Genomic DNA, 24,074 nt, shown 5'->3' with positions numbered 1-24,074 from the left:
AAGGTGGCCCCGCAGGGCCGGATGAGGGGCGTGTGTGCCGCCGCTGCCCGTTTATAGGCTGCCGCGGCAAAGACGCCCCTCATCAGTCAGCGGTCGGGGCCGCTGACAGCTTCCCCCGAGGGGGAAGCCATTCCGCATTTTTACTGCTCGTCCGCACTTTCGTCCGCCATCCACTCACTGGCGGGCACGGGCTTGGCGTCGGCCCAGAGATGCTCCAGATCGTAGTAGTCGTGGGCCTCTTGGGTAAAGACATGGACGATGACGCTGCCGTAGTCCAGCAGCACCCAGCGCTTGCCATCGTGCCCCTCGGTGCGCAGGACCTTGACGCCCTCGCGGTCCAGCTGGAACTCGGCCTCATCGGCCAGAGCGCCGACATGGGTGGTAGACATACCGGTGGCAATGACAAAATATTCCGTAACGGTGGTCAGGTCCTCAACCGCCAAAATATGGACGTTGACGGCCTTCTTGGCGTCCAGCGCACGGGCCAGACGAATGGCAAGTTCTTTGCTTTCCATAAAGTAACTCTCCTAGTATAAATTACGCTGCGGGCTGGCTTTCGGCCTCGGTGCTCTCGCTTTCGCTTTCAGCGGCGGACTCGGACGCCATGACATCCGTGACCTGATTCGAGCCGTCCAGATTCTCGTCCTTCTGCGCCTGGTCGGCCTCCGACATCAGGCTGCCCATCCACTGGATGTTCGGGTCGGTGGCCGCATAGCCGGAGACATCCACGGCATTGTCGCACAGGTTCAAGGCGCTGGCGTCCACGGGGCCGGTATTCTCGCGGAAATACTGGTTCAGCAGATCCGCGTCCGCCTGACGCGCCGGGTAGAGCAGATCCTGCTTGTTGTACTTAGGACCGCTGATGACCGGCATCTGGCAGATCATGATCTTGCTGGAATCAATTTTCAGCATACTGATGGCAAAGCTGATAAGGTCAGACGCGCTGAGGTTCGTCTCCATATAATTCAGCACAGCGGGGGTCAGCTTGGCCACATCCCAAATGTTGCCGATGCTCTTGAGCTTGCGGAACAGTGCGGCATAGAACTGGCGCTGCATGTTCAGGCGGCCGATGTCGCCGTTCGGGTAGACATGGCGTGCGCGCAGCAGGAACTCGCAGGCATCGCCCTTGAGCGTCTGGTAGCCCTGATTCAGATGGCTGCCTTCATAGCCCATCTCCATCGGGACATAGATCTCCACGCCGCCGAACAGATCGACCAGCTCGGTCAGCATTTCAAGGCGGATCGTGATAAAGCCGTCGATCGGGATCTGGTACTGGTCGGCCACCAGCTCACAGAGGGCGGCCATATTGTTGTTGCTATCGCTGCCCTGCGTCTTGGCCACGCCGTTGATGCGGTAGTTGCCCGAGACACTTGTGTCGGTCGTGACCATTGTGTCGCGGGGGATCTGCAGCATCTTCATCTCGCCTGTCTCATTGTTGAAATGGACATAGAGGATCATATCGGTCATGCCGTCATTGACATTGGAGTCATTGGCCGAGCCTGCGGCCAGCGCCCCGGTGCTTGAGCGGTCAACGCCGGTGACAAGAACATTGAATTCCTTGCCCTGGAACTCCTTGGGGGTGTTGATGAGCTGATTAAGCTTGATGTTGCCGCCCTCCGGGGTGATGGCCCCCATGATGAGGGCGAACGCGCCGCCGAAGATCAGCGCGATGACCAGCAGCGTGATGAGCAGGATCTGCCACCAGCGGATCCGCTTCTTTTTCTTGCCGCCCTTTCCATCGCCGCCTTTTTTGCCGCTCTTTTTGCCGCCGGTCTTACCCTTGCGCGGGGCTTCGGCTGCGTCATGGCTGCGCGGGGGCTTATGGCCGCCGCCGCTGCCGCCTGCGGCGGTCTTGGGCTTGCGGGCCACCTGCGGGGCCTCGGTGTGCGGGGCGCGGCGGGGCTGCGCGGCAGCCTCCTCCATCTGGATGCCGCCTGCGGCTGCATCGTAGTTGTACATCGGCTTGCTGCCCTGTACCCCGTTCAGGTCCATCTGGCGCACCTGCGTGCGGGGCGCGGCGGCGGGCTTCCGGTCTGCGGGCTGCTCATACAGGCGGTTAGCGGCCTGCCGGGCCTGCTGCTCGGCATCGGCCGGGCGGTTGACCGTGCGGCGGGGGCGCTGCACCTGAAACTGCAGGGTATCGCCGTATTTGCGCTCAGCCGCAGCGCGGTAGGCCATGGCCTGACGCTGGGCATAGGTCAGCTCACGCGGGGCCTCCGGCTGGGGGGCAGGCTGCTGTACCGGCTCCTGTACGGGTTCCTGCACCGGTTGCGGTGCAGGCTGGGCCGCCGGGCGCTGACTGATGTGGCGGCCCTGGGCCGTGCGCATCGGCTGCTGCACCGTGCGGCGGCGGGCGTTCTGTTCGGCCAACTGCTGGGCGCGGCGGCGGGCAGCCTCATACTGCTCCTGATCCAGCCCGCCGGAGGCACTGCCGGTATACAGCTTACGCGGTTCGCTCATGGTTTTTCCTCCCTGTTTCTGGAGTATTACTTCAGATGTGCTTTTGCATACTCATAGGCAGCCACGCTCTCAGGGTCCAGCGCGCCGCCCTTTTCTTCGACAAAATCAATGCTCTGCTTCAGGGCCTCGCACAGGGCACGGTCAAGGTCCTCCATCTCCAGCGCACGCAGCGTCTCTACGCCGGGCCAGTCGCGCTCAGCGCTGGTCATATCGGCCAGATAAAGGATCTTGTCCTGCAGCGACATATCCGGCTTGCCGGTGGTATGGCAGCGGATTGCGGACAAAATTTCCGGGTCCTCGATGCCCCAGCAGGTCTGGGCAAGGATCGCTGCGGCGATGCCGTGCCATACCGGCGCAGGGCGTGCGGGGGCATTTTCTGCTATTATAGCATTATCGGCAAAAATCTGCAACAACTCCTGCTTGGGCAGTTCCTTGGCGGAATCATGCAAAATTGCCGCCATAGCGGCCTTTTCCGGGTCTGCCCCCCAGCGCTTGGCAAGCTTTACCGCCATTTTTTTTACATTTTTCGTGTGCGTCCAGCGCTTTTCACTCAATCTGGACTTCACAAGCTTCTTGGCTTCGGCGTAATCCATGCTATACATTTTCCTCTCTGAACCGGGCTGTAGGGGCCGGACATGTCCGGCCCTCAACCTTGCCTTACCTGCCCTTGAACGGCCAGCAGCTTTTATGCGGAGGGCCGGGCATACCCGGCCCCTACAGTGCTACAAGCTGCCGTAAAGCCGGTTTTGGCGGATAACCGCCAGCGCCTCCTGCGGCAGGACCTCCGGCCACTTTTCCGGCGGGAGCTTTCCGCTGCGGATGTCGCTGGATGCGCAGGGGTAGCTCTCGGCCTCGGCAAACAGGACGCGGCCGCCGGCCTGCTCCAGCGCTGCTGCGGCGGCGTGCAGGGCGGCTTCATCGGTGCCGGTGCGGCTTTCCACCACAAGGGCTGCCATGCTGAGCATATCCTGCCAGCGGTACCACTGGGTAAAGGTCAGCAGCATATCGCTGCCGACACAAAGGTACAGCTCCGCCGCCGGGTCGCAGCTGCGCAGCCATTCCAGCGTGTGTACGGTGTAGCTGCGCCCACCCCGGCGTATCTCCCAGTCGCTGACCTCCACCACGGGGGAAAGCGCCGTAAAGCAGGCACACATTTGCAGACGCAGCGCCGCCGGGGTGGTGCTGGCCTGCTTGTGGGGCGGCGTGCCGGCCGGCATGACGATGGCGCGGTCCGGCCGCACCAGCGCCAGCGCCGCGCGCAGGTTGTTTATATGGCCGTTGTGGGGCGGGTCAAAGGTCCCGCCGTAGAGCATGATTTTCATTTTGCGAGCAGGGCGGCGTAGGCGCTCTCCTTTTTCTTTTGCTTAAAAAGGACGAACTTGCGGCCGATGACCTGCACGCAGTCGCAGTCCAGTGCCTCGCACAGGATGTCGGCGGCCTCGCGGGGGTCGTACTCGCTGTTTTCCAGCACCTTGACCTTGATCAGCTCGCGGGCGGCGATGCAGTCTGCGATGCCCTGCTTGAGGGTATCGTCGATCTCGCCCTTGCCGATCTGGTAAACGGGGTCCATGGTGTTGGCTGCGCCGCGCAGTGCAGCGCGCTGTTTGCTGGTAAGTGCCATAAGGGTGCTCCTTTTTTATTATTGTATATTGTATGTATTTTTTGTAGGGCGGCAGCGTGTGGTGCCCCCTCATCCGGCCCTGCGGGGCCACCTTCCCCCAAAGGGGGAAGGCTTCAAGAGGCTTCCCCCGAGGGGCTGCGCCCGCAGGCGCGTGTCGGAGCGCAACCGCCGGAGGCGGCTCTTAGCGCGGAGACTGAAGCTGCCGCCCGCAGGCGACTGATGAGGGCAGAGTCCACGGCAGCCTCCCGCTCACGGGTACTCGCCGCAAGGCCGCCCCTCATCCGGCCTCGGTCGGGGCCTCGGCCACCTTCCCCCCAAAGGGGGAAGGCTGTTATCCCAAAAATTCGGGCAGCTTTTCTGCCAGCTTCTCCATTGCACGGCCTCTATGGCTGATGGCGTCCTTTTCCGCCGGGGTCAGCTGGGCATAGCTGCAGCCCTCGGTATTGGGGCGGCAGCCATCGGGCGTGCCGTATGCATCGGGGATAAACAGCGGGTCATAGCCAAAGCCGTAGTCCCCGTTCTGCAAGCTGAACGCAATGCGCCCCGGGCACTCGCCCTCGACCTCGAGCGCACGGCCGTCCGGCAGCATAAAGCAGACGGCGGACACAAACCTTGCGCCGCGCTGCCCTTCCGGCACATCGGCCATCTCGCGCAGCAGCTTTTCGTTGTTGGCATCGTCATCGCCGTGGTGCCCGGCATAGCGGGCGCTGTAAACGCCGGGCGCACCGTTCAATGCATCGGTGCAAAGGCCCGAATCGTCCGCCACGGTGGGCAGGCCGCTGGCCTTGCAGAAGGCCTCGGCCTTGATGCGTGCATTTTCGGCAAAGGTCGTGCCGGTTTCCTCGGGGTCGAGCGTGATGCCCAGCTCCCGCAGGCTTTTGACCTCATGGCCCATCCGCTCCAGAATGCGGCGCAGTTCCTTCAGCTTGCCGGTATTGTTGCTTGCAGCGCAGACGATCATGCTTCGCCCTCCTCTGTGTTATCGGCCTTTTCTTCCTTCTGCAAAGCCGATTCCGGCAGCAGGCTCTCGACAAAGGTCTGGGCGTCAAACTCCATCAGATCGTCGATTTTTTCACCCACACCGATGAACCGGATCGGCAGGCCGAGGTTCTCCCAGACGGAGACCGCACAGCCGCCGCGCGGTGTGCCGTCCAGCTTGGTCAGCACCACGCCGGTGGCGCTGGCAGCGCGGCAGAACTCATGTGCCTGACTGATGGCGTTCTGGCCGGTGATGGCGTCCAGCACCAGCAGCACCTCCAGACTGGCCTCGGGGCTGGCCTTTTTGACGCTGCGGGAGATCTTGGACAGCTCGTCCATCAGGCCCTTTTTGTTGTGCAGGCGGCCTGCGGTGTCGGCAATGACCATGTCATAGCCGCGGGCCGTGGCGCTCTTGACGGCGTCAAAAATGACGGCGGCCGGGTCGGCGCCCATGCCGGCCTGCACCAGCGGCACCTCCGCCCGCTCGGCCCAAAGCTCCAGCTGCTCACTGGCGGCAGCGCGGAAGGTATCGCCCGCTGCCAGCATGACGCGGCGGCCCTGCTTTTTGTACAGGCTTGCCAGCTTGGCGATCGTGGTCGTCTTGCCCACACCGTTGACGCCGATGACCAGAATGACAGCGGGCTTGCCGTCCAGTTCCATCGGGTAGCGGGGGGTCAGCTCCTGACAGATGATGCCGCGCAGGGCGTCCAGCGCCTCCTGCCCGGTCTTGAGGTGCTTTTCCTCGACCTGATCGTGCAGCTCATCCACAAGGCGCACGGCGCAGGCGGGGCCGACATCGGCCAGAATGAGCTGCTCCTCCAGCCGGTCATACAGGTCATCATCGATCTGCGCGTTGGTCAGCGTATTGACGATGCTCTGGAAAAAGCCGGTGCGGGTCTTTTCCAGACCGCGCTTGACCTTTTGCTGCTCCTGAAACTCCTCTTCCGTAATATCGCGTTTGAAAAAGTTGAAAAAGCCCATAGCTGGCCCTCCTTACTTTTGATTTGCCGCCCCGTAGGGGCCGGATATGTCCGGCCTGCGGGTTTGTGTGGCTTCCCATTGGCGGGTGGTCGTATTTATGTGGCGGGCCGGGCATGCCCGGCCCCTACATGCCATCAGGTAATCAGCTCCGCGTTCACCTTATCCAGATCAAGGCGCAAAATCTTGGAGACGCCGTCCTCCTGCATCGTGACGCCGTAGAGGACATCGGCGGCCTCCATTGTGCCGCGGCGGTGGGTGATGACGATAAACTGGGTGTTATCGGTCATGCGGCGCAGATACTGCGCGTAGCGCGCCACATTCACATCGTCCAGCGCCGCCTCGATCTCATCAAGGAAGCAGAACGGTGCCGGGTTGACACTCAGAATGGCGAAGTAGATCGAAATTGCGACCAGCGCCTGCTCGCCGCCGGAAAGCGCGCTCAGATTCTTGATGACCTTGCCGGGGGGCGAGACCTCGATCTCGATGCCGGATTCCAGCACATTCGCCTCGTCCGACAGATACAGCCGCGCATGTCCGCCGCCGAACAGCTCCTTGAAGATCTGCTGGAAGTGGGTGTTGATCTGCTTGAAGCTTGTTGTAAACAGCTCCTCCATCTCGCTGCACAGCTCGGCAATCATCTTTGTCAGCTCGGACTTTGCCTTTTCGACATCGGTGACCTGCGCCTTCAGGAAGTCGTAGCGCTCCTTGACCTCCTTGTACTCGTCGATGGCGCCCACATTGACATTGCCCAGACCGCGGATCTTGCTGCGGACCTCGGCCACGCTGCGGCGCAGCTCGGTCAGGCTCTCAAACGGTACGCAATGGCTGCGGGCCTCACCCTCGGTCAGCTGGTACTCCTCCCACAGCTTGCTGTTGGTATCGTTCAGCTCGGTCTCGGCGGCGGTGCGGCGCTCGGCCAGACGGGCCATCTCGCCGCTCATCCGCTCGCGCTCATCGGTCAGGGCGCGATTGTCGCGGTTCAGCTTTTCAACAGCGGCCTCCTTCTCCATGCGGGCCGCGTTTGCGGTGCGGATGGTCTGCTCGGCCGCCGCAATTTTCTGCAGGTTGTCGCCGCGGGTGCGCTCCATCTCGGCAATTTTCAGGGCGTTGGCCTCGATCTTTGCCTTAGCAGCCTCAATAACGGTCTGCAGCTCGCGGGCGCGGGCATCGGCCTCGCCAGTGCGGCTCTGCAGGCCCTGCAGCGCAGCCTCGTGCAGGCCGATGTCCTTTTCATCGGCCAGACGCTGCAGCTGCTTTTCGGACAGCTCTGTCGTGATGTGCTCCCGCTCGGCAGTCAGGCTGCCGGTGCTTTCGCCCAGTGCTGCCAGCTCAGCGGTGTACTTTGCCATCTCGGCTTCGGCGTCGGCCTGTGTCTTTTCAGCCTCGGCGCGGGTGGCCTCGTTCTGGGTCACGGCGGCCTGCTGGGCGGCGATCTCCTGCTCAATATTGCGGGCCGTCTCCTCGTTCTGGGCGGTGGCCTTTGTCAGGCGCTCCACCTCCAGCCCGGCGCGGACATGCTCGGTCGCGGCGTTCATGCCCTCGCCCTCGGCACCGGCCAGCTGGGCGGAGAGGTTATCGACCTCCGCCTTGCGGGCGGCCAGCTCCTTTTCGGCCTCGGCGCGGCGGGCTTCCAGCTTAGTCAGCCTGCTGCGCAGCTCGTCCAGCTCCTGCTTGCGGCTGAACACGCCGACACTGCGGGCAGTGGAGCCGCCGGTGAAGGAGCCGCCGGCGTTGATGACCTGTCCGTCCAGCGTGACGATGCGGTTGCGGTAGCCTAGGCTGCGCGCCACGGCGGACGCCTCGGTCAGATCCTCGACCACGATGATGCGGCCGAGAAGATTGTCGATGATATGCTGATATTTCGGGTCTGCTTTGACAAGGTCGGCAGCAACCTCTGCCGTGCCGGTCAAGCGGCCCGTAAAGCGGGTGCCCTGCACGGTGTCCAGCGGCAGGAAGGTGGCGCGCCCGGCGCGCTCATCCTTCAAAAAGCCGATGGCGGCGCGGGCACAGCCCTGATCCTCGACCACGATGTTCTGCAGCGCAAAGCCGAGTGCGGTCTCGATGGCGGTCTCGTAGCCCTTTTCGACCGTGAGGATACCGGCCACAGGGCCGATGACGCCCCGCAGGCGGCCTGCCCCGGCCGCCCGCATGACCGACTTGACGCTCTGCTGGTAGCCGTCCATGTTGCGCTCCAAGTCCTCAAGGATATGGATGCGCTGGGCGGCGGCAGATTTTTCGCGGTCGGCCTTCTGCAGGGCCTCGGCGGCGTCCGCCTGCTGGCGGCGGCGGCTGTCCAGCTTGAGCTTTAAGCCGGCCTTGATGTTGTCGCTGCGGGTCACGGCCTCCTCGGCGTCCTTAAAGCGGCGCTCCGCGCGGCGGCGTTCCTCCTCGGTGGCGGCGGCGGCGTTCTGCAGCGCCTCGGCCTGCGCGCGCGCCTCGGTCAGGCGGTCGGCGGCGGCCTGCCCCGCCGACTGGGCCGATGCGGCGCGGACCTTCGCGGCAGTGGCGGTGTCCTGCAATCGGGCCATGGCGGCGTCAATGACATCGCGCCGTTCGCCGCTGGCGGCAGCCTTTTCCTCCAGCGCGTGCAGCGCCTCGCGCAGCGCGGCCACACGGGCATCCAGCGCGGCCATACCGGTGCGCAGCGCCTCGATGGCGGCGCGGTGGTCAGCGGCCTCGCGGTCGATGCTCTCCCGCCCCTGCCCGGCGCGTTCCAGCTCGGTGTTGGCCTCGTCAATGCGGAAGCGGCTGTGCTCGCTCTCGTTTTTCAGGACAGCGATCTCACTCTCGCTGCCGGCGTTGGCCTCGGTGATGGTGCGGATGTCGGTGTTGGCCTGCTCGACCGTCAGCATCAGCTGCTGGGCCTCCTCCCGCAGGGCGGCGCTCTGCTCGTCAAAGGCGTCCAGCTGGCGGCTCAGGCGGTCGTAGTCAGCCTGGGCGGCCTCGTACCGGCGCTGCTGGTCGCGCAGCGCGTCATTGGCGCGGCGGATGGCGTCCACCCAGAGGGTGATCTCCAGCCCCTTGCGCTTTTCGCTCAGCTCCAGAAACTGCTGGGCCTTCTCGCTGTCCCGCTTGAGCGGGCCGACCCGCCGTTCCAGCTCGCTGAGAATGTCGCGCAGACGCTCGAGGTTGCCCTCGGCGGCGGCCAGACGGCGCTCGGCCTCGTTTTTGCGGTAGCGGTATTTGGCGATGCCGGACGCCTCCTCAAATATCTCGCGGCGCTCGGCGGATTTGGCACCGACGATCTCGGCAATGCGGCCCTGCCCAACGATGGCGTAGCCGTCGCGGCCGATGCCGGTGTCGAGCAGCAGCTCATACACATCCTTGAGGCGGACATTCTGACCGTTGATGGAATATTCACTCTCGCCGCTGCGGTAGTACCGGCGGCCGATCGTAACCTCATCGGCGTCCATGTCAAGGCCGTGGTCGCTGTTGTCGATCGTCAGTGCGACAGAGGCAAACCCCATAGCGCCGCGGGACTGGGTGCCGCCGAAGATGACATCCTCCATCTTGCCGGTGCCGCGCAGCTGCTTGGAGCTGGTCTCGCCCAGCACCCAGCGGATGGAGTCGGATATATTCGATTTGCCGGAGCCGTTCGGCCCGACAACACCGGTGATGCCCTCCCCGATGGCGATCTTTGTCTTATCGGGGAAGGATTTAAAGCCTTGGATTTCCAGTTCTTTCAGGCGCATGAAGTGGTGTACCCTTTCGATTCTGTCTGGTCGTAGGGGCCGGGCATGCCCGGCCCTCAACCCCGCCCTGTATACCCGTAAACGGGCTGCGATTTTTATGCCGCGGGCCGGGCATGCCCGGCCCCTACAGAGCATCATTAAACGGCAATATTACTGCAATTTTTCCAGCGCCACCTTTGCAGCGTGCTGCTCGGCAGCTTTTTTGCTGCGGCCCTTGCCCTCGGCCAGCAGCTCGCCGTTGCGCCAGACGCAGACGGTGAACTGCTTGTTGTGGTCGGGGCCGGTCTCGCCGGTGACCTCGTATTTCAAAACGGCGGAGGGGTCCTGCTGGACGACCTCCTGCAGGCGGGTCTTGTAGTCGTCCTCGGCGGTCTTGCCCTCGGTGATGAAGGGCAGGATGAAATTGCGCGCGACCTCCATGCCTCCGTCCAGATACAGCGCGGCGATGAGGGCCTCAAACGCATCGGAGACAACGCTCGGGCGGTTGCGCCCGCCGCCGAGATCCTCACCGTGGCCGAGGCGCAGATACTCGCCGAGGTGGATCTCCTGCGCGAACTGGAACAGCGCCTCCTCGCTGACGAGGCTTGCGCGCATCCGGGTCAGCTCGCCCTCGGGGCGGCCGGACTGGTGGAACAGATAGTCCGCCACCACAACGGACAGCACGCTGTCGCCCAGAAATTCCAGCCGCTCATTGTGGGTCGTGGCGACCTTGCTTTCGTTGGCATAGCTGGTATGGGTCATCGCAATGCGCAGCAGCGCAGGATTTTTGAATGTATACTGCAGGACCTCCTGCAGTTCTTCCGGTTTGTGAGCCATATTCTTTCACCTTTCCGGCTGGTCCGTAGGGGCCGGGTATGCCCGGCCCTCAACCTTATCTCGATTGCCCTTTTACGGGCGGTATTTTTTATGCCGCAGGCCGGACATGTCCGGCCCCTACAGGGCGGCTTACCTTTTAAGCGTCTGCTTCTTCCTTCTGCGCGGCCACCTCGCCCAGCGCCTTCTCCATCGTGCCGCACAGGTCGTTGGCAACGCAGAGCTTGGCCTGACGGATGGCGTTCTTGATGCCCTTGGCGTGGCTGGAGCCGTGCGCCTTGATGACCGGCTTGGCGGCACCCAGCAGCGGCGCGCCGCCGACCTCCTCGGAGTCCATCATCCGCTTCAGCTCACCCAGACCGCCCTTGATGCCCAGATAGCTGAGCTTGGTAATGATATTCTGCAAAAAGATCTTTTTCAGCATCCCCAGCAGCGTCTTGGCAACGCCCTCGGTCAGCTTGAGGACCACATTGCCGACAAAGCCGTCACAGACCACGACATCGATCTCGCCGTCCATGATATAGCGCGGCTCGATGTTGCCGGCAAAATGGATGCAGGGGTTCGCCTTCAGCAGCTGGTGCGCCTCGCGGTAGGTGGGGGTGCCCTTCGTGTCCTCGGCGCCGTTGTTGACGAGTGCGACCTTCGGCGTTTCGCGGCCCATGACCTTTTCGGCGTAGACGCTGCCCATCGTGCCGAAGGCGTTGAGCATCTCGGGGCGGCACTCGACATTCGCGCCGCAGTCCAGCAGCAGGAAATTCTGCTTGGCGCCGGGCATCGGGGTGGCCAGCGCCGGGCGCTTGACCCCCTTGACGGTGCGCACAATGAGACTGGTGCCGACATGCAGCGCACCGGTGGAGCCGGCGGAGACAAAGGCATCGGCCTCGCCGTTCTTCAGCATGGTCAGGCCCTTGACAAGGCTGGAATCCTTCTTGTGGCGCACAGCCTTGACCGGGTCATCGTGCATGTCGATATTCTCGGTGCAGTTGACGATTTCAAACGGTGCAAGGTCAATTTTATTCTCTTTTGCGCAGTCGCGGATGGCTTTTTCCTCGCCCAGCAGCGCAAGCGTCATGCCGTCCCCAAACTCCGCCGCAGCCTGACTTGCGCCCTGCAAAACGCACAGCGGGGCGTTGTCACCGCCCATGGCATCCACTAAAATTTTCATGCTTTATATTCCTCCGTCCATGCATGCATGGCGTCCTGTGCGGCCTGCGAAAGCGCCATATAGCGCTCCCGCTTGTCGCGGATGGCGTTGATCTCCTCGGTGCGGGGCAGTATGCCCATGTTCGCACCCATCGGCTGGAAATCCTTGTTCGGGGTCGTGATATAGTCGAGCAGCGAGCCGCACATCGTGGCCGCCGGGGGCGGCGGCAGTTCGCGGCCCTGCAAGCGGGCGTAGATCTGGCGGGCGGCCAGCAGGCCGGATGCCGCGCTCTCCATATAGCCCTCGAAGCCGGTGATCTGCCCGGCGAAAAACACATTGGGGTGGTCGGCCAGAAACTGCTGCTTTGTCAGCACTCTGGGGCTTTCGAGGAAGGTGTTGCGGTGCATGACGCCGTACCGCACAAACTCGGCGTGCTCCAGACCGGGGATCATGCTGAACACCCGCTTCTGCTCGCCCCATTTCAGGTTCGTCTGGAACCCGACAAGGTTGTAGAGCGTGCGGGCCGTATTCTCGGCACGCAGCTGCACAGCCGCCCACGGGCGGTGGCCGGTGCGCGGGTCGCGCAGGCCGACCGGGCGCAGCGGCCCGAACCGGATCGTATCTGCGCCGCGCGCAGCCATGACCTCGATCGGCATACAGCCCTCGTAGACGGTCAGATCGCCGTCAAAGTCGTGGAGCGGTGCGCGCTCGGCGGCGATGAGCGCCGCGTGGAAGCTCTCGTACTCCTCCTTATTAAAGGGGCAGTTCAGATAGTCCGCCTCGCCGCGGCCATAGCGGGACGCGGCAAAAACCTTGTCATAGTCAAGGCTTTCGGCCGTCACGATGGGAGCCACCGCGTCATAAAAGCTGAGCCGGTGGTCCCCGGTCAGCGCTGCGACCGCCTGCGCCAGCGCACCCTCAGTCAAAGGGCCGCTGGCAACGAGCACCGGTGCGCGCTCGTCCAGCGCCGTGACCTCCTCGCGCCGGACCGTAATGTTGGGGTGATTTTCCACCATTTCGGTCACGGCGGTGGAAAACACATCGCGGTCCACGGCCAGCGCACCGCCCGCCGCCACGCGGGCGGTCTCGGCCGCGTCCAGCAGATGGCTGCCCAGCAGCTTCATCTCGATTTTCAAAAGGCCCGATGCGGAGTCGGGGCGCTCGGCCTTCAGCGAGTTCGAGCAGATCAGCTCCGCAAAGCCCGCGCTTTTATGGGCCGGGGAATATTTTGTAGGCTTCTGCTCGTACAGCTCGACCTGCACGCCGCGGTCTGCCAGCCAGAGTGCCGCCTCGCACCCGGCCAGACCGGCACCGATAATGTTAAGTTGCATACTTGTCCTCTCTCAGGCTCCCCTTTGCGGGGAGGCTTTAAAGCGGTCATTTCTTCTCAATCGCCTTCACAAACCCGCAGCCCTCTTTAGCGCAGTAGAGCTGGCCCTTCTTTTTAAACAGGGTGCTACCGCACTGGGGGCAGCGCTCGGGCACCGGCTCGTCCCATGTCATATAATTGCACTTGGGGTAGTTGCTGCAGCCGTAGTAGACGCGGCCCTTGCTGCTTTTGCGCACCAGCATGTGGCCGCCGTCCAGCGGGCAGAGGCCGCCCGTGTCCTTGACGAGCGGGTGGGCGTTGCGGCACTCCGGGAAGCCGGAGCATGCCACAAACTTGCCGTAGCGGCCCGACTTGATGACCATGGGGCGGCCGCACTTCTCGCAGATCTCATCGGTCGGGATATCCTCGACCTTGATGCGCTTGCCCTCCATGTTCTTCTCGGCCTGCTCTAGGCTCTTCTCAAAGCCCTGATAGAACTCGTCGATCGTCTTGACCCAGTCTGCCTCGCCGGCCTCGACCACATCGAGCTTTTTCTCCATGTCAGCGCTGAATTTCACATTGACAATGTCGGGGAACTGCTCCATCATGACCGTGTTGACGGCCTGACCCAGCGGGGTCGTTTTCAGCTTTTTCTGGTCCTTCTCGACATAGCCGCGGTCCACGATGGTCGTGATGATCGGCGCGTAGGTGGACGGGCGGCCGATGCCGTTCTCCTCCAGCGCATGGATGAGCGTTGCCTCGGTGTAGAGCGGCGGCGGCTGGGTAAACTTCTGGTCCACCGTCAGCTTTTTGAGTGCCAGCTTCTGGCCTTCCTCCAGCGGGGGCAGGGCGGTCTCCTTTTTCTTCGTGTCGTCAGTGGATTCCTCATACAGCGCCGTGAAGCCGTCAAACGACACCCGGAAGCCGGATGCGCGGAAAAGATACTCCCCCGCCGTGATGGATGCCGAGACCGTGTCCTGAATGCAGTCGGCCATCTGGCTTGCCATAAAGCGGCTCCAGATCAGGCGGTACAGCTTGGCGGTATCGCCGCTGATGCTCTGCTCGACCTCATCGGGGGTCAGCTCGGGCATCGAGGGTCGGATGGCTTCGTGGGCGTCCTGCGCCGCCGTGGCGGAGCGGCTCTTCCACTTGCGGGGCGTCTTGCAGACATAGCCCTCGCCCCAGCGGTCGGCGATAAAGGTCTTGGCGGCGGCCTGCGCCTCGGCAGCGATGCGCAGCGAGTCGGTACGCATGTAGGTGATCAGACCCACCGTGCCGTGCCCCGCAATGTCAACGCCCTCGTACAGGGTCTGGGCGGCGCGCATCGTCCGCGTGGCCGAAAAGCCGAACGCGCGGCTCGCGTCCTGCTGCAGCGTGGAGGTGATGAAGGGCGGCGCGGGCTGACGGCGGCGCTTGCCCTTTTCGATTTTGGTAATGGTGTAATCCTTGCCGTCCAGCGCGGCCAGCACTGCATCGGCCTGCTGCTTGTCCGTGACCGTCAGCTTTTTGCCGTCTGCCGTCGCCGCCAGCCGGGCGGTGAACTCACCCTTTTCGCCCTGCGGGTGCAGCAGCGCATCAATATTCCAGTATTCGTCCGGCTTGAAGTTCTCGATCTCGATCTCGCGGTCGCGGATGAGCCGCACGGCCACGCTCTGCACACGACCGGCGGAAAGGCCCCTGCGGACCTTTTTCCAGAGGAACGGGCTGAGCTTGTAGCCGACCAGACGGTCCAGCTCACGCCGGGCCTGCTGCGCGTTGAAAAGGTCGATATTGATGGCGCGGGGATGGGCCATGCCCTCCTTGACGCCCTTCTTCGTGATCTCGTCAAAGGTCACGCGGTTGGGCGCAGCGGGGTCCAGCCCCAGAATGTTCGCCAGATGCCAGCTGATGGCCTCGCCCTCGCGGTCCGGGTCGGTCGCAAGCAGGACGCCATCGCACTTTTTGGCCTCGGCCTTCAGCTCCTTAACAAGCTTCTGCTTGCCCTTGATCGTGATATATTTCGGCTTATAGCCATTTTCGACATCAATGCCCAGCGTACTGGCGGGCAGGTCGCGCACATGGCCCATGCTGGCCGTGACCTTGTAGCCGCGGCCCAGATACTTGCCAATGGTCTTTGCCTTGGCAGGGGATTCCACGATGACTAATTTTGGCATAAGTTACCTCAATGAAAATTTTTTAGATAATAGATAAGAGATAAAAGATAAGAAATATTGTGGATCGCAGGCCGTTGGCCTGCTCAAAATTGTGCGCTGCGCGCACTCCTTTTTTATTATCTATTATCTTTTATCTATTATCTTATATTGCAATGTACCGTCTCCCCGGCTGCGCCTGTGCGCCGCCCATAAGCTCCAGCTCCGTGCAGGCCGCCAGCACGCGGCCGGCGGGCAGGCGGGTGGCGGCGCACAGGGCATCCATGCTCTGGGGCGTGGGCTTTAGGGCTGCGTAGACCTGCTGTGCGTCCGGGCTGACGGCAGCGGGGTCAAACCGCTGCTGCTCCGGCGCGGCCGTCTGCACCCCGATGCCCAGTATCTCCAGCACATCGGCCGCCCTGCACAGCGGCTCGGCGCGGTGGGTCCGCAGCAGCTCGTTCGTGCCCTCACTCAGCGCGCTGTAGATGCTGCCCGGCACGGCCAGCACCGGGCGGCCCAGCCGCTCGGCGTGGTGTACGGTGTTCAGCGTGCCGCTGCGGGTGCGGGCCTCCGCCACACAGAGCGCCTCGCTCTGGGCGGCAATGAGCCGGTTGCGGGCCAGAAAAGTCCCGGTCGTGCGGCCCGTGTAGCCGGGCGGGTACTCGCTGCAGACAGCGCCGCCGCCCTTCTCGATGGCGGTGCGCAGCTTGGCGTTGGCGGCCGGGTAGGTCTTGTCAATGGCCGTACCCAAAAACGCGATCGTGGGGCGGTCGGCCTGCAGCGCGGCGCGGTGGGCCTCACTGTCCAGCCCGTCCGCCAGACCGCTGACGATGACCGCGCCCGCCTGCGCCAGCGCCAGCGACAGGTCAAAGGCCGCCTGCCGCCCGTAAGCGCTGGGGCGGCGGGTGCCCACCATGCCCACACAGCGCTGCCCGTTCAGGCAGGCCGACTCGCCGGTCAGATACAGCACCAGCGGCAGGTCGGGCAGGTCGCGCAGCGCGGCGGGGTAGGCGTCCTCGTCGGGGGTCAGCAGCTCGATCCCGCTCAGCAGGCAGTGGTCGAGCCGCTCCTCAAAATCAAAGGGGGTCGTATCCTGCAGCTGGGCAAGGGCGCGGGGCGTCAGGCAGGTCGGCGGGGCCTCAGTGCCTGCGCGCAGCAGGTCATACAGCTCGGCCGGGTCGGGGTAAAGCGCAAGCAGCTCCTGCGCATACTGACACGCCGAGCCGACGGCGTCCGCCAGCCAGAGCCAGGCCAGTGTTTTGTCCATGGTGGATGCCCCCTTTTATCCTCTCGGCTGCATAGCGGCGGGCAGAGGACTGCCCGCCCTACGCCCGCTGTTGCCCCGTAGGGCGGCCAGTCCCCCGGCCGCCGCGCAGCAGCTTCCGGATGTCTGCTTACACGCCCCTGAAATGCCACAGCAGCACGCTGCCGGCCACGGCGGCGTTCAGGCTCTCCACCCGGTCGGTCATCGGGATGCGCACGGCCATGTCGCAGGCCTCAACGGTCTGCTGCGTCAGGCCCTGCCCCTCGCTGCCGATGACCACGCAGACGCCGTGCGGGAAGTCGTTCCCGGCCTCGTCCAGCGGGCGCGACCGGTAGAGCGCCGCCGCCAGCGTTGTGACGCCGCGGCTGCGCAGCTGCGCCAGTGCGGCTGGCAGGTCGGCGCTGTGCAGCGTCGGCAGCCGCCCGGCCGCCCCCATCGAGGAGCGCAGTGTCTTGGGCGACAGGGGCGATGCACACCCCGGCCCCAGCACGACCGCATCAAACCCGAACGCCGCCGCGCTGCGCAGCAGCGTACCGACATTGCCGGGGTCCTGCACACCCTCCAGCATCAGGATGCGGCGGGCGGTGTCCAGCGTATCGGCGGGCGGGGTGGGCGTTTCAAACAGGGCAAAAACGCCCTGATTCGACTTGGTGCCGCTGAGCTTTTCCGCCACATGGGGCGCGATCTCAGCGGGGGCCAGCGTTGCCAGCTCAGGCGTTTTGGCCAGTGCGGCCGCCGTGGCGTAGACCGTGCGCGGCGTACAGCTTTTGGCAAGCTCCAGACAGAGCTTTGGCCCCTCGGCAAAAAACAAGCCGTCAGCGGCGCGCTGCTTTTCTGAGTCGCGCACCGCGCAGGCGTATTTGATCTTGGCGTTATCACGGCTGGTGATCGTTTCCATTGTAGCGCCCCTTTTGTATAAAATCAACTAAATTGTGTGAATAACGGGAAAGTGACCGCCAAAGGCGGGCGGGTAAAGCCCCTCCGGCCTCGCAGGCTCGGCCAGCTCCCCACACTGTGGGGAGCCTTTTTTCGCGGGCGAAGCCCGCGCAGAGAGCCTCCTCACGCAGTGGGGAGGTGGCCGAGCGAAGCAAGGCCGGAGGGGCTTTGCCGTCTGGCCGCCGCACCGCAAACTTCCCCTTAAACACAAAAGGACTCGCGCGTGTGCGCGAGTCTTTTATGCAAGCTATTACAGGGCCTTCTTGGCGGTCTCAACCAGCGCGTTAAAGCTGGCGGGATCGTGGATAGCCATCTCAGACAGCATCTTGCGGTTCAGCTCGACGCCGGCCTTCTTCAGGCCGTTCATGAAGGTGGAGTAGTTCATACCCTGAGCACGAACAGCGTTGTTGATGCGGGTGATCCACAGGTTGCGGAACTGGCGCTTCTTCTGCTTACGGCCAACGAAAGCATAGTTGCCGCTCTTCATAACGGCCTGCTTAGCCATGCGGAAGTGCTTGGACTTAGCACCGTAGTAACCCTTTGCCAGCTTGAGAGTCTTAGCACGACGCTTGTGCGTCATGGTAGCGCCTTTAATACGAGCCATGTTTTATATCTCCTTTTGTCTATAACAGGTAGTAACTGACCTTTAAATGTCCCGGGCAGATCAGCCGCCGTAGGGCATCATTTTCTTGACGGCAGCCTCGTTGGTCTTGTCAACGTACTTGGGCATACGCAGGCCGCGGGTCAGCTTGGTGGTCTTCTTGGTCAGAATGTGACGGCGCTTGGACGCATTGCGCTTGATTTTGCCGGAAGCAGTCATCTTGAAGCGCTTCTTGGCGCCGGAAAGGGTCTTGAGCTTCATTTTAGCCATTGTTGTTTCCTCCTGAGAGTTTACTTTCTTACTTGTTGGGAACGGGGGACATGAACATCATCATGCTGCGGCCCTCAAGCTTGGGCTGCTTGTCGATGACGGCCTTGCCCTCCAACGCCTCGGCAAAACGCTTATGGACATCCAGACCTAAGCTGGTATGTGCCATTTCGCGGCCGCGGAACCGGATGCTCACCTTGAGCTTATGGCCCTGCTGCAGGAACTTGGCTGCCTGGTTCACCTTGGTGTTGAAGTCGTTGGTGTCGATGTTCAGGGAAAGGCGGATCTCCTTGATCTCAACCACTTTCTGGTTTTTCTTGGCTTCCTTTTCCTTTTTCTGCATCTCGAACCGGTATTTACCGTAGTCAAGAATTTTGCACACCGGCGGCTTAGCCTGCGGTGCAACCTTAACAAGGTCAAGATCCTTGTCAATGGCCATCTTCAGTGCATCGCGCGGGCTCATAATGCCCATCTGCGCGCCATCCGCCCCGATCAGGCGGATTTCCTTGTCGCGGATCTGCTCATTGATTTCCAGTTCGTTGGATTTGCTGTTGCTGGCGATTGTAACACACCTCCCACAAGTGTATGATAAAGACAAAAGCGGCTGCCATTGAAAGCAGCCGCCGAACATACGAAGTTGCGCACCTAGTGCGTATCATGGTATGACCCGGGGTTTTGACAAACCCTGCAAGGTGAGCCGACGGCCTACTGCCGGTTGCTGCTTTTTTTACAAGGGATAGTTTATCATAAAAGCAGGGGCGTGTCAAGGGGATTTGGAAAGTTTTTTGCAGCGTTGTAGGGGCCGGGCATGCCCGGCCCCTACATCCTCGCCAGATCAAACAGAATTTTTGCAATCACGCACCAGCTGTACCCGGCGCGGCGCAGCAGGGCGGGCAGGGCGTCCGGCACGCCCGCACACCGGGCCACCCATTTTTCTGCGGCGTCCTCATTGCCGGGGGCCACGCGCGCCCACTCCCCCTCCGGGCCGGGGTCATCGGTGGGGCCGCGGCGGTCGTTCATGCCCAGCCAGCCGTCCTGCAGATAGCGCTGCACCCACCGGTAGACCTGATGGTACGCAACGGCGTATTTCTGCGCCATAGCGCCGTAGTTTTTCCGGTTTTCCAGACAGTCCAGCACAATGACAAGGCGCTGCATCGGCGCCACGGCGCGCGCACGGCCCTTGGCGCGGCGCGTTCCCTCGCTGCTGTGGCGGCTGCCGTGCAGGGCCGCCGGGCCGTGGGCGCGGTACCGCCCCACCCAGTTGACCAGTGCCTTGTAATCCACATTATATTTCAGCGCCGTTGCGCCGTAATCGCAGCCGTTGGCAAGGCAGTCCTGCACGATCTGCACGCGGTCGGCGGCGGTGGTGTAGGCATCGCCCCTGTGCCGGGACGCACCATGGTAGCCCCGCAGCGCACCGCCCTGCTTGGCGGTCTCCACCATTTTTTCAAGGTTCTGGGGGCTGCGGATGCCGTACTTTTTGCAGATTTCAAACAACGAGCCCTCGCCCGCCAGATAGTCCGCAACGGCGGCCTGCTTTTCCTCGGCGGTGAGGTGGCGGGATTTTTCGCGCGGGGTCAGCCCGCCGGGGCCTTCGGCCTCATAGATGCGCAGCCACTGGCGCACGGTAGTGTTGCTGACGCCGACACTTTGCGCGGCGGCCTGACGGCTGATCTCGCCGGATATTATTTTTTCCACAAGCGCGACCTTTTGTTGTGGAGAAAGCTTTGGTGTCTGGGGCATGGTAACCGCCTTTCGGAGGTTGTAGGGGCGGATTGTCGAAAGGCCTCCCTTGTCAAAGGGAGGTGCCGAGCGTAAGCGAGGCGGAGGGATTCCTGCCCGGCTGCGGGGGGGACGGCGTGCAGGGCAAGGCCCGTCAGAATCCCTCCGGCCGCCTTCGGCGTCCACCTCCCTTTGACAAGGAAGGCTTTTCTGCGGGAGGGATAAATCCCTCCCCTACGGATTGAACCGTAAAAGGGATTTGGCGGCAGGCTTCGGCGGGGTGAGGGCACCCCGCCCTACACACGGATTTTCAAGTGGGGCCGTAGGGCGGCCAGCCCTCTGGCCGCTGTGGCCGTTTGCGGCGGCGGAAAGTGCCCGGGAGGGATAAATCTCTCCCCTACGGCTGACCCGGGGCTGCGCGGCTATGGCAAGGCTGCGGGCCGGGCATGCCCGGCCCCTACAGAGCGGGTATTATAAGGTAGAGGGTATAAAAAATCCCACCACGGGAGGTGGTGGGATAATACACATCAGGTGTACAAATTTCTATTAGCCGGCAATGTCGTTAATTTTGCTCGTTGTAACCTTCGCAGTTCCCTCTTCACCATCGCTGCTGGATTTGCTAACCTTACTATAAGAACCCTCACCAGTAGAGGTATCCTTCTTATAGGTTACCATGTTGGTGCCGTCATCAAAGACAACCTGCGTAACAACATTATTTTCATCATTTGCTGTACCAATGGTAATCAGATAGTGCCATACAGGTTCCTTCGTTGTAGCACCTGCAGTACCCGTAGTTTTGGTAGGAACTTCCGCCAGCGTCTGAATCTGGGCCAATGCAGTTTTAACATTGTCTGCATCTTTGGTCGAATCCTTCAATCCCTTATTCAAGCCGTAATACTCAGAAGCGGTAGTCTGTGCAGCCATAACAACAGAACGGCACTCCGCAATAACCTTTTCCTGATTTGCCTTGTCAATGTAACCAGTCAGAGCCGGAACCAGCAGGGCGGCCAGAATAGCCAGAATGACCAGAACGACGATCAGCTCGACGAGGGTGAAGCCCTTTTTGTCCTTCAATTTCTTGAACATCTTGTTTTCCTCCAAAAATTTTCTTTGATGTATGCCGACTTCACAAACCCCATCGACATTTCGTATTGTCATTTTATAACACAATTTGTGCTTTGTCAAGCCGAAATGTGCTTTCAAAACCCGTTTTGTGTTTTTCTGGTATTCTCTAGCTGACACTATAAAGAAATCAGGCTGTTCTTATGGAATTTAACGAGCGTTTACGCTATTTAATAGATTGCGAAGAAATCAAAATTAAGGATTTAGCCCCCAAGCTATGCCTCAGTGCGTCCACCCTGAGCAACTACGCACAGGGAATCCGCGAGCCGGACTATGACACCCTGCGGCGCATTGCGGATTATTTTGGGGTCAGCATCGACTATCTGCTTGGCCACAAGACCCCCGCCGAGGACGATGAGCGCCAGCTTTTGGCCCGCTACCGCAGCTTTACCCCCAGCCAGAAGCGCCTTCTGCTGGATCAGGCCGAGCTGATAACCCGTTACAAAGTAAAAGCAAACGATTGACCCGCCGGGAGCCGGCGGGTCGATTTTTTATGGGCAGCCGCCTGCGGGGCGTCGGGGACGCCGCCCCCTACAATTATCCGCGCCGCGCGACACCCGCCGCACCGTAGGGGCGCATTCCATATGCGCCCTCAGACTGTCGAAAAACCACCTTACCCCCGGATAAGAATATCGTCTTTGTTGCGGATTCGTAGGGGCGGGGCTCTGCTCCGCCCGCCGACCTGACGTAGCAACGCTTTTTCGGGAAAGTTTCTCACATGGCAAACGGCCACGGGCGGAGCAGAGCCCCGCCCCTACCGCGTTTTTTGACAAACTGGGGGCGCATTCCATATGCGCCCTACAGCTAATGTAGGGGCGAGCATTGCTCGCCCGTGCCCGTTTATCTGTGAAAAAACCTTTCCCGGAAAACGCATTGCTGCGCCAAGTCAGCGGGCGACCAATGGTCGCCCCTACACTTTCAATAGGCCAATGGGTGCCCCCGCATGAAAATACATTTTTTCAAAAATAATCTAGCCAACGCACGCATAATATGTTATGATAATAAGCTGAAGACTTGTAGTGTGCCCCAAGGGGCCGCGCAATTTTACAAAGGGAGTCTTTTTGATGAAAACTACTACCAAGCTGCGCGTGGCGCTCTTCTTCGGCGGCGTATCCAGTGAGCATGAGGTCAGCTGTGTTTCGGCCTCGGCCTGGCTGCGCGCGCTGGGTCAGTCCCCCTGTGCAGAGCAATATGAAGCATTTCCTGTCGGCATCACCAAGGACGGCCGCTGGCTGGCCTGCAGCCCCACGCCCGAGGCCATGGCCGATGGCAGCTGGGAGCAGGGCGACTGCACGCCCTGCGTGCTCAGCCCCGACCGCCGCGACCACGGCCTGTGGCTGCTGAAGGACGGCAGGGCCGAGCTTGTCCGCATCGACATCTGCGCCCCCGTCATGCACGGCAAAAACGGCGAGGACGGCACGATCCAAGGCCTGTTTGAGCTGGCGCGCATCCCCTATGTGGGCTGCGGCGTGCTGGGCAGCGCGGTCTGCATGGATAAGGCCGTGGCCAACGCCCTGATGGACGCCGCCGGTGTCCCCCACTGCCGCTGGGCCGCCGCCAGCCGCGCCGACCTTGCACTGAACGGCCCCGTGGTGCTGGACGCCGTGGAGGCAAAGCTGGGCTACCCCATCTTTGTCAAGCCGGCCAACGCCGGCTCCAGTGTGGGCATCAGCAAGGCGGCCGACCGCGCCATGCTGGAGCAGGCGGTTGAGATCGCCCTGCGCGAGGACGACAAGGTCGTTTTTGAGGAGTTCGTGGACGCGCAGGAGGTCGAGTGTGCGGCCATCGGCAACCCCGATGACCCGTCCACCGTTGCCACCACCCGCCCGGGTGAGATTCTGGCCGGGGCGGAGTTCTACACCTACGATGACAAGTACAAAAACGGCGTGTCCCAGACCGTCATCCCCGCCCATTTGAGCGAGGAAAAGCTCGACGAGGTGAAGGCCGAGGCCCGCAAGGCCTATCTGGCGCTGAACTGCGCCGGGCTGTCCCGCTGCGACTTCTTTGTGGAGCGCGGCACCGGGCGCGTTTTGTGCAACGAGCTGAACACCCTGCCCGGCTTTACGCCCATCAGTATGTACCCCAAGCTGATGGAGCACGAGGGCTACAGCTATCCGGCGCTGGTCGATAAGCTGCTGCAGCTGGCCCTGCACCGCCGGAAGGGGGCCTACTGATGGACCCGCGCCCCATCGGCGTTTTTGACAGCGGCCTTGGCGGGCTGACCGCCGTGCGCCAGCTGCGCCGCGTGCTGCCCGGTGAGGATATCGTCTATTTCGGCGATACCGGCCGCGTGCCTTACGGCAGCCGCGGGCGGGATACCATCGTGCAGTATGCGCGGCAGGATATACGCTTTCTGCTCAGCCGGGATGTCAAGTTCATCATCGCCGCCTGCGGGACCGTGTCCTCGACCTATCCGCCGGAGGAGGCCGCCCGGCTGCCGGTGCCCTACACCGGCGTGGTGGGTGCCACCGCCCGCGCCGCCGTGGACGCGACCCGCAACCACCGCATCGGTATCATCGGCACGGCCGCCACAGTGCGCAGCGGCTCCTACGCGGCGGTCATCCGCGATATGCTGCCCGATGTGCAGATCTTTGCGCGCGCCTGCCCGATGTTTGTGCCGCTGGTCGAGAACGGCTATTTCAATGACGGCAACCCCGTGACAAAGCTCATCATTGCCGAGTATCTGCAGGAGCTGAAGGACGCCGGTGTTGACACGCTGATCCTTGGCTGCACCCACTACCCGCTGCTGAAAAAGATGATCGGCGATTTTATGGGCGATGCGGTGCGGCTGGTGGATTCCGGCAAGGTGACCGCGCAGGCCACCGCCGCCGCGCTGGCGGATCTGGGGCTTTTGAACGGCAAAACGGACGGCGGCACCGCCCACTACTATGTCAGCGACACGCCCGACAACTTTGCCGAGCTGGAGCAGATGTTCTTAGGCGAGTACGCCGGCGGGCCGGTAGAGCGCATTGCGATCGAAACATATTGAGCGCTGTCACCGAAGGTGACTGATGAGGGGCGGGTTGCCGTGGCCG

The 24,074-nt window shown here is 62.4% G+C and carries 22 protein-coding genes; 3 read left to right on the top strand and 19 right to left on the bottom strand.

All coding sequences use genetic code 11. The annotated features are described in order from the left end of the window. Positions 1-140: 140 nt before the first annotated feature. From rsfS to OGM67_12905, 19 genes are all read right to left on the bottom strand, one after another. Positions 141-515 (bottom strand): ribosome silencing factor, encoded by a 375-nt coding sequence (gene rsfS, locus OGM67_12995; GenBank protein ID UYJ34462.1) that lies wholly within the window; start codon positions 513-515, stop codon positions 141-143. 22 nt (positions 516-537) lie between these two features. After that, entirely contained in the window at positions 538-2,460 is a 1,923-nt protein-coding gene (locus tag OGM67_12990) for an LCP family protein (protein UYJ34461.1), read from the bottom strand. A gap of 26 nt (positions 2,461-2,486) precedes the next feature. After that, complete coding sequence (gene yqeK, locus OGM67_12985) at positions 2,487-3,053, bottom strand: bis(5'-nucleosyl)-tetraphosphatase (symmetrical) YqeK (GenBank protein ID UYJ34460.1); 567 nt, start codon at positions 3,051-3,053, stop codon at positions 2,487-2,489. 129 nt (positions 3,054-3,182) lie between these two features. Beyond that, positions 3,183-3,782, bottom strand: a complete 600-nt coding sequence (gene nadD, locus OGM67_12980; protein UYJ34459.1) for a nicotinate (nicotinamide) nucleotide adenylyltransferase — start codon at positions 3,780-3,782, stop codon at positions 3,183-3,185. Beyond that, entirely contained in the window at positions 3,779-4,081 is a 303-nt protein-coding gene (locus tag OGM67_12975) for a YhbY family RNA-binding protein (GenBank protein UYJ34458.1), read from the bottom strand. Before OGM67_12975 ends, nadD begins: the two co-directional genes overlap by 4 nt. A gap of 331 nt (positions 4,082-4,412) precedes the next feature. Next, positions 4,413-5,042, bottom strand: a complete 630-nt coding sequence (gene rdgB, locus OGM67_12970; protein ID UYJ34457.1) for an RdgB/HAM1 family non-canonical purine NTP pyrophosphatase — start codon at positions 5,040-5,042, stop codon at positions 4,413-4,415. Then, positions 5,039-6,040, bottom strand: a complete 1,002-nt coding sequence (gene ftsY / locus OGM67_12965; GenBank protein ID UYJ34456.1) for a signal recognition particle-docking protein FtsY — start codon at positions 6,038-6,040, stop codon at positions 5,039-5,041. Before ftsY ends, rdgB begins: the two co-directional genes overlap by 4 nt. 134 nt (positions 6,041-6,174) lie before the next feature. After that, positions 6,175-9,732 (bottom strand): chromosome segregation protein SMC, encoded by a 3,558-nt coding sequence (smc, locus tag OGM67_12960; GenBank protein ID UYJ34455.1) that lies wholly within the window; start codon positions 9,730-9,732, stop codon positions 6,175-6,177. 150 nt (positions 9,733-9,882) lie between these two features. Then, a complete protein-coding gene (rnc, locus tag OGM67_12955) occupies positions 9,883-10,548 on the bottom strand; it encodes a ribonuclease III (protein UYJ34454.1) in 666 nt (221 codons plus the stop codon). Positions 10,549-10,684: 136 nt separating this feature from the next. After that, entirely contained in the window at positions 10,685-11,710 is a 1,026-nt protein-coding gene (gene plsX / locus OGM67_12950; protein UYJ34453.1) for a phosphate acyltransferase PlsX, read from the bottom strand. Then, complete coding sequence (trmFO, locus tag OGM67_12945; GenBank protein ID UYJ34452.1) at positions 11,707-13,020, bottom strand: methylenetetrahydrofolate--tRNA-(uracil(54)-C(5))-methyltransferase (FADH(2)-oxidizing) TrmFO; 1,314 nt, start codon at positions 13,018-13,020, stop codon at positions 11,707-11,709. The genes plsX and trmFO overlap by 4 nt, the downstream gene beginning before the upstream one ends. A gap of 46 nt (positions 13,021-13,066) precedes the next feature. After that, the gene (gene topA / locus OGM67_12940) at positions 13,067-15,151 is read right to left on the bottom strand and encodes a type I DNA topoisomerase (GenBank protein UYJ34451.1); all 2,085 of its coding nucleotides are present in this window, start codon (positions 15,149-15,151) and stop codon (positions 13,067-13,069) included. A gap of 142 nt (positions 15,152-15,293) precedes the next feature. Continuing rightward, positions 15,294-16,394 (bottom strand): DNA-processing protein DprA, encoded by a 1,101-nt coding sequence (gene dprA, locus OGM67_12935; GenBank protein ID UYJ34450.1) that lies wholly within the window; start codon positions 16,392-16,394, stop codon positions 15,294-15,296. A 127-nt stretch (positions 16,395-16,521) separates the two neighbouring features. After that, positions 16,522-17,289: an RNA methyltransferase gene (locus OGM67_12930; protein ID UYJ34449.1), complete on the bottom strand. Its 768-nt coding sequence runs from the start codon at positions 17,287-17,289 to the stop codon at positions 16,522-16,524. A gap of 288 nt (positions 17,290-17,577) precedes the next feature. Then, the gene (gene rplT / locus OGM67_12925; GenBank protein UYJ34448.1) at positions 17,578-17,931 is read right to left on the bottom strand and encodes a 50S ribosomal protein L20; all 354 of its coding nucleotides are present in this window, start codon (positions 17,929-17,931) and stop codon (positions 17,578-17,580) included. 60 nt (positions 17,932-17,991) lie between these two features. Then, complete coding sequence (gene rpmI / locus OGM67_12920; GenBank protein UYJ34447.1) at positions 17,992-18,198, bottom strand: 50S ribosomal protein L35; 207 nt, start codon at positions 18,196-18,198, stop codon at positions 17,992-17,994. A gap of 28 nt (positions 18,199-18,226) precedes the next feature. After that, positions 18,227-18,757, bottom strand: a complete 531-nt coding sequence (gene infC / locus OGM67_12915) for a translation initiation factor IF-3 (protein ID UYJ36237.1) — start codon at positions 18,755-18,757, stop codon at positions 18,227-18,229. Positions 18,758-19,014: 257 nt separating this feature from the next. Then, positions 19,015-19,893: a transposase gene (locus OGM67_12910; GenBank protein ID UYJ34446.1), complete on the bottom strand. Its 879-nt coding sequence runs from the start codon at positions 19,891-19,893 to the stop codon at positions 19,015-19,017. A gap of 570 nt (positions 19,894-20,463) precedes the next feature. Further along, on the bottom strand, positions 20,464-21,075 hold the full coding sequence (locus tag OGM67_12905) for a type II secretion system GspH family protein (GenBank protein UYJ34445.1): 612 nt from the start codon (positions 21,073-21,075) through the stop codon (positions 20,464-20,466). Between the two features lie 107 nt (positions 21,076-21,182). On the opposite strand from OGM67_12905, the gene OGM67_12900 reads away from it, so the two are divergent. The 3 genes from OGM67_12900 to murI all read left to right on the top strand — a co-directional run bounded on the left by OGM67_12900 (position 21,183) and on the right by murI (position 24,028). After that, positions 21,183-21,503 (top strand): helix-turn-helix domain-containing protein, encoded by a 321-nt coding sequence (locus tag OGM67_12900; protein ID UYJ34444.1) that lies wholly within the window; start codon positions 21,183-21,185, stop codon positions 21,501-21,503. Positions 21,504-22,103: 600 nt separating this feature from the next. After that, positions 22,104-23,213, top strand: coding sequence for a D-alanine--D-alanine ligase (locus tag OGM67_12895; protein ID UYJ34443.1), 1,110 nt, complete (start codon positions 22,104-22,106; stop codon positions 23,211-23,213). After that, entirely contained in the window at positions 23,213-24,028 is an 816-nt protein-coding gene (murI, locus tag OGM67_12890; protein ID UYJ34442.1) for a glutamate racemase, read from the top strand. Before OGM67_12895 ends, murI begins: the two co-directional genes overlap by 1 nt. Positions 24,029-24,074 lie beyond the last annotated feature (46 nt).

The sequence above is a fragment of the Oscillospiraceae bacterium genome (genome assembly GCA_025757985.1).
GTDB lineage: Bacteria > Bacillota > Clostridia > Oscillospirales > Ruminococcaceae > Gemmiger.
The sequence above is the reverse complement of the archived record's forward strand: the minus strand, read 5'-3'. Positions and strand labels throughout refer to the sequence as shown.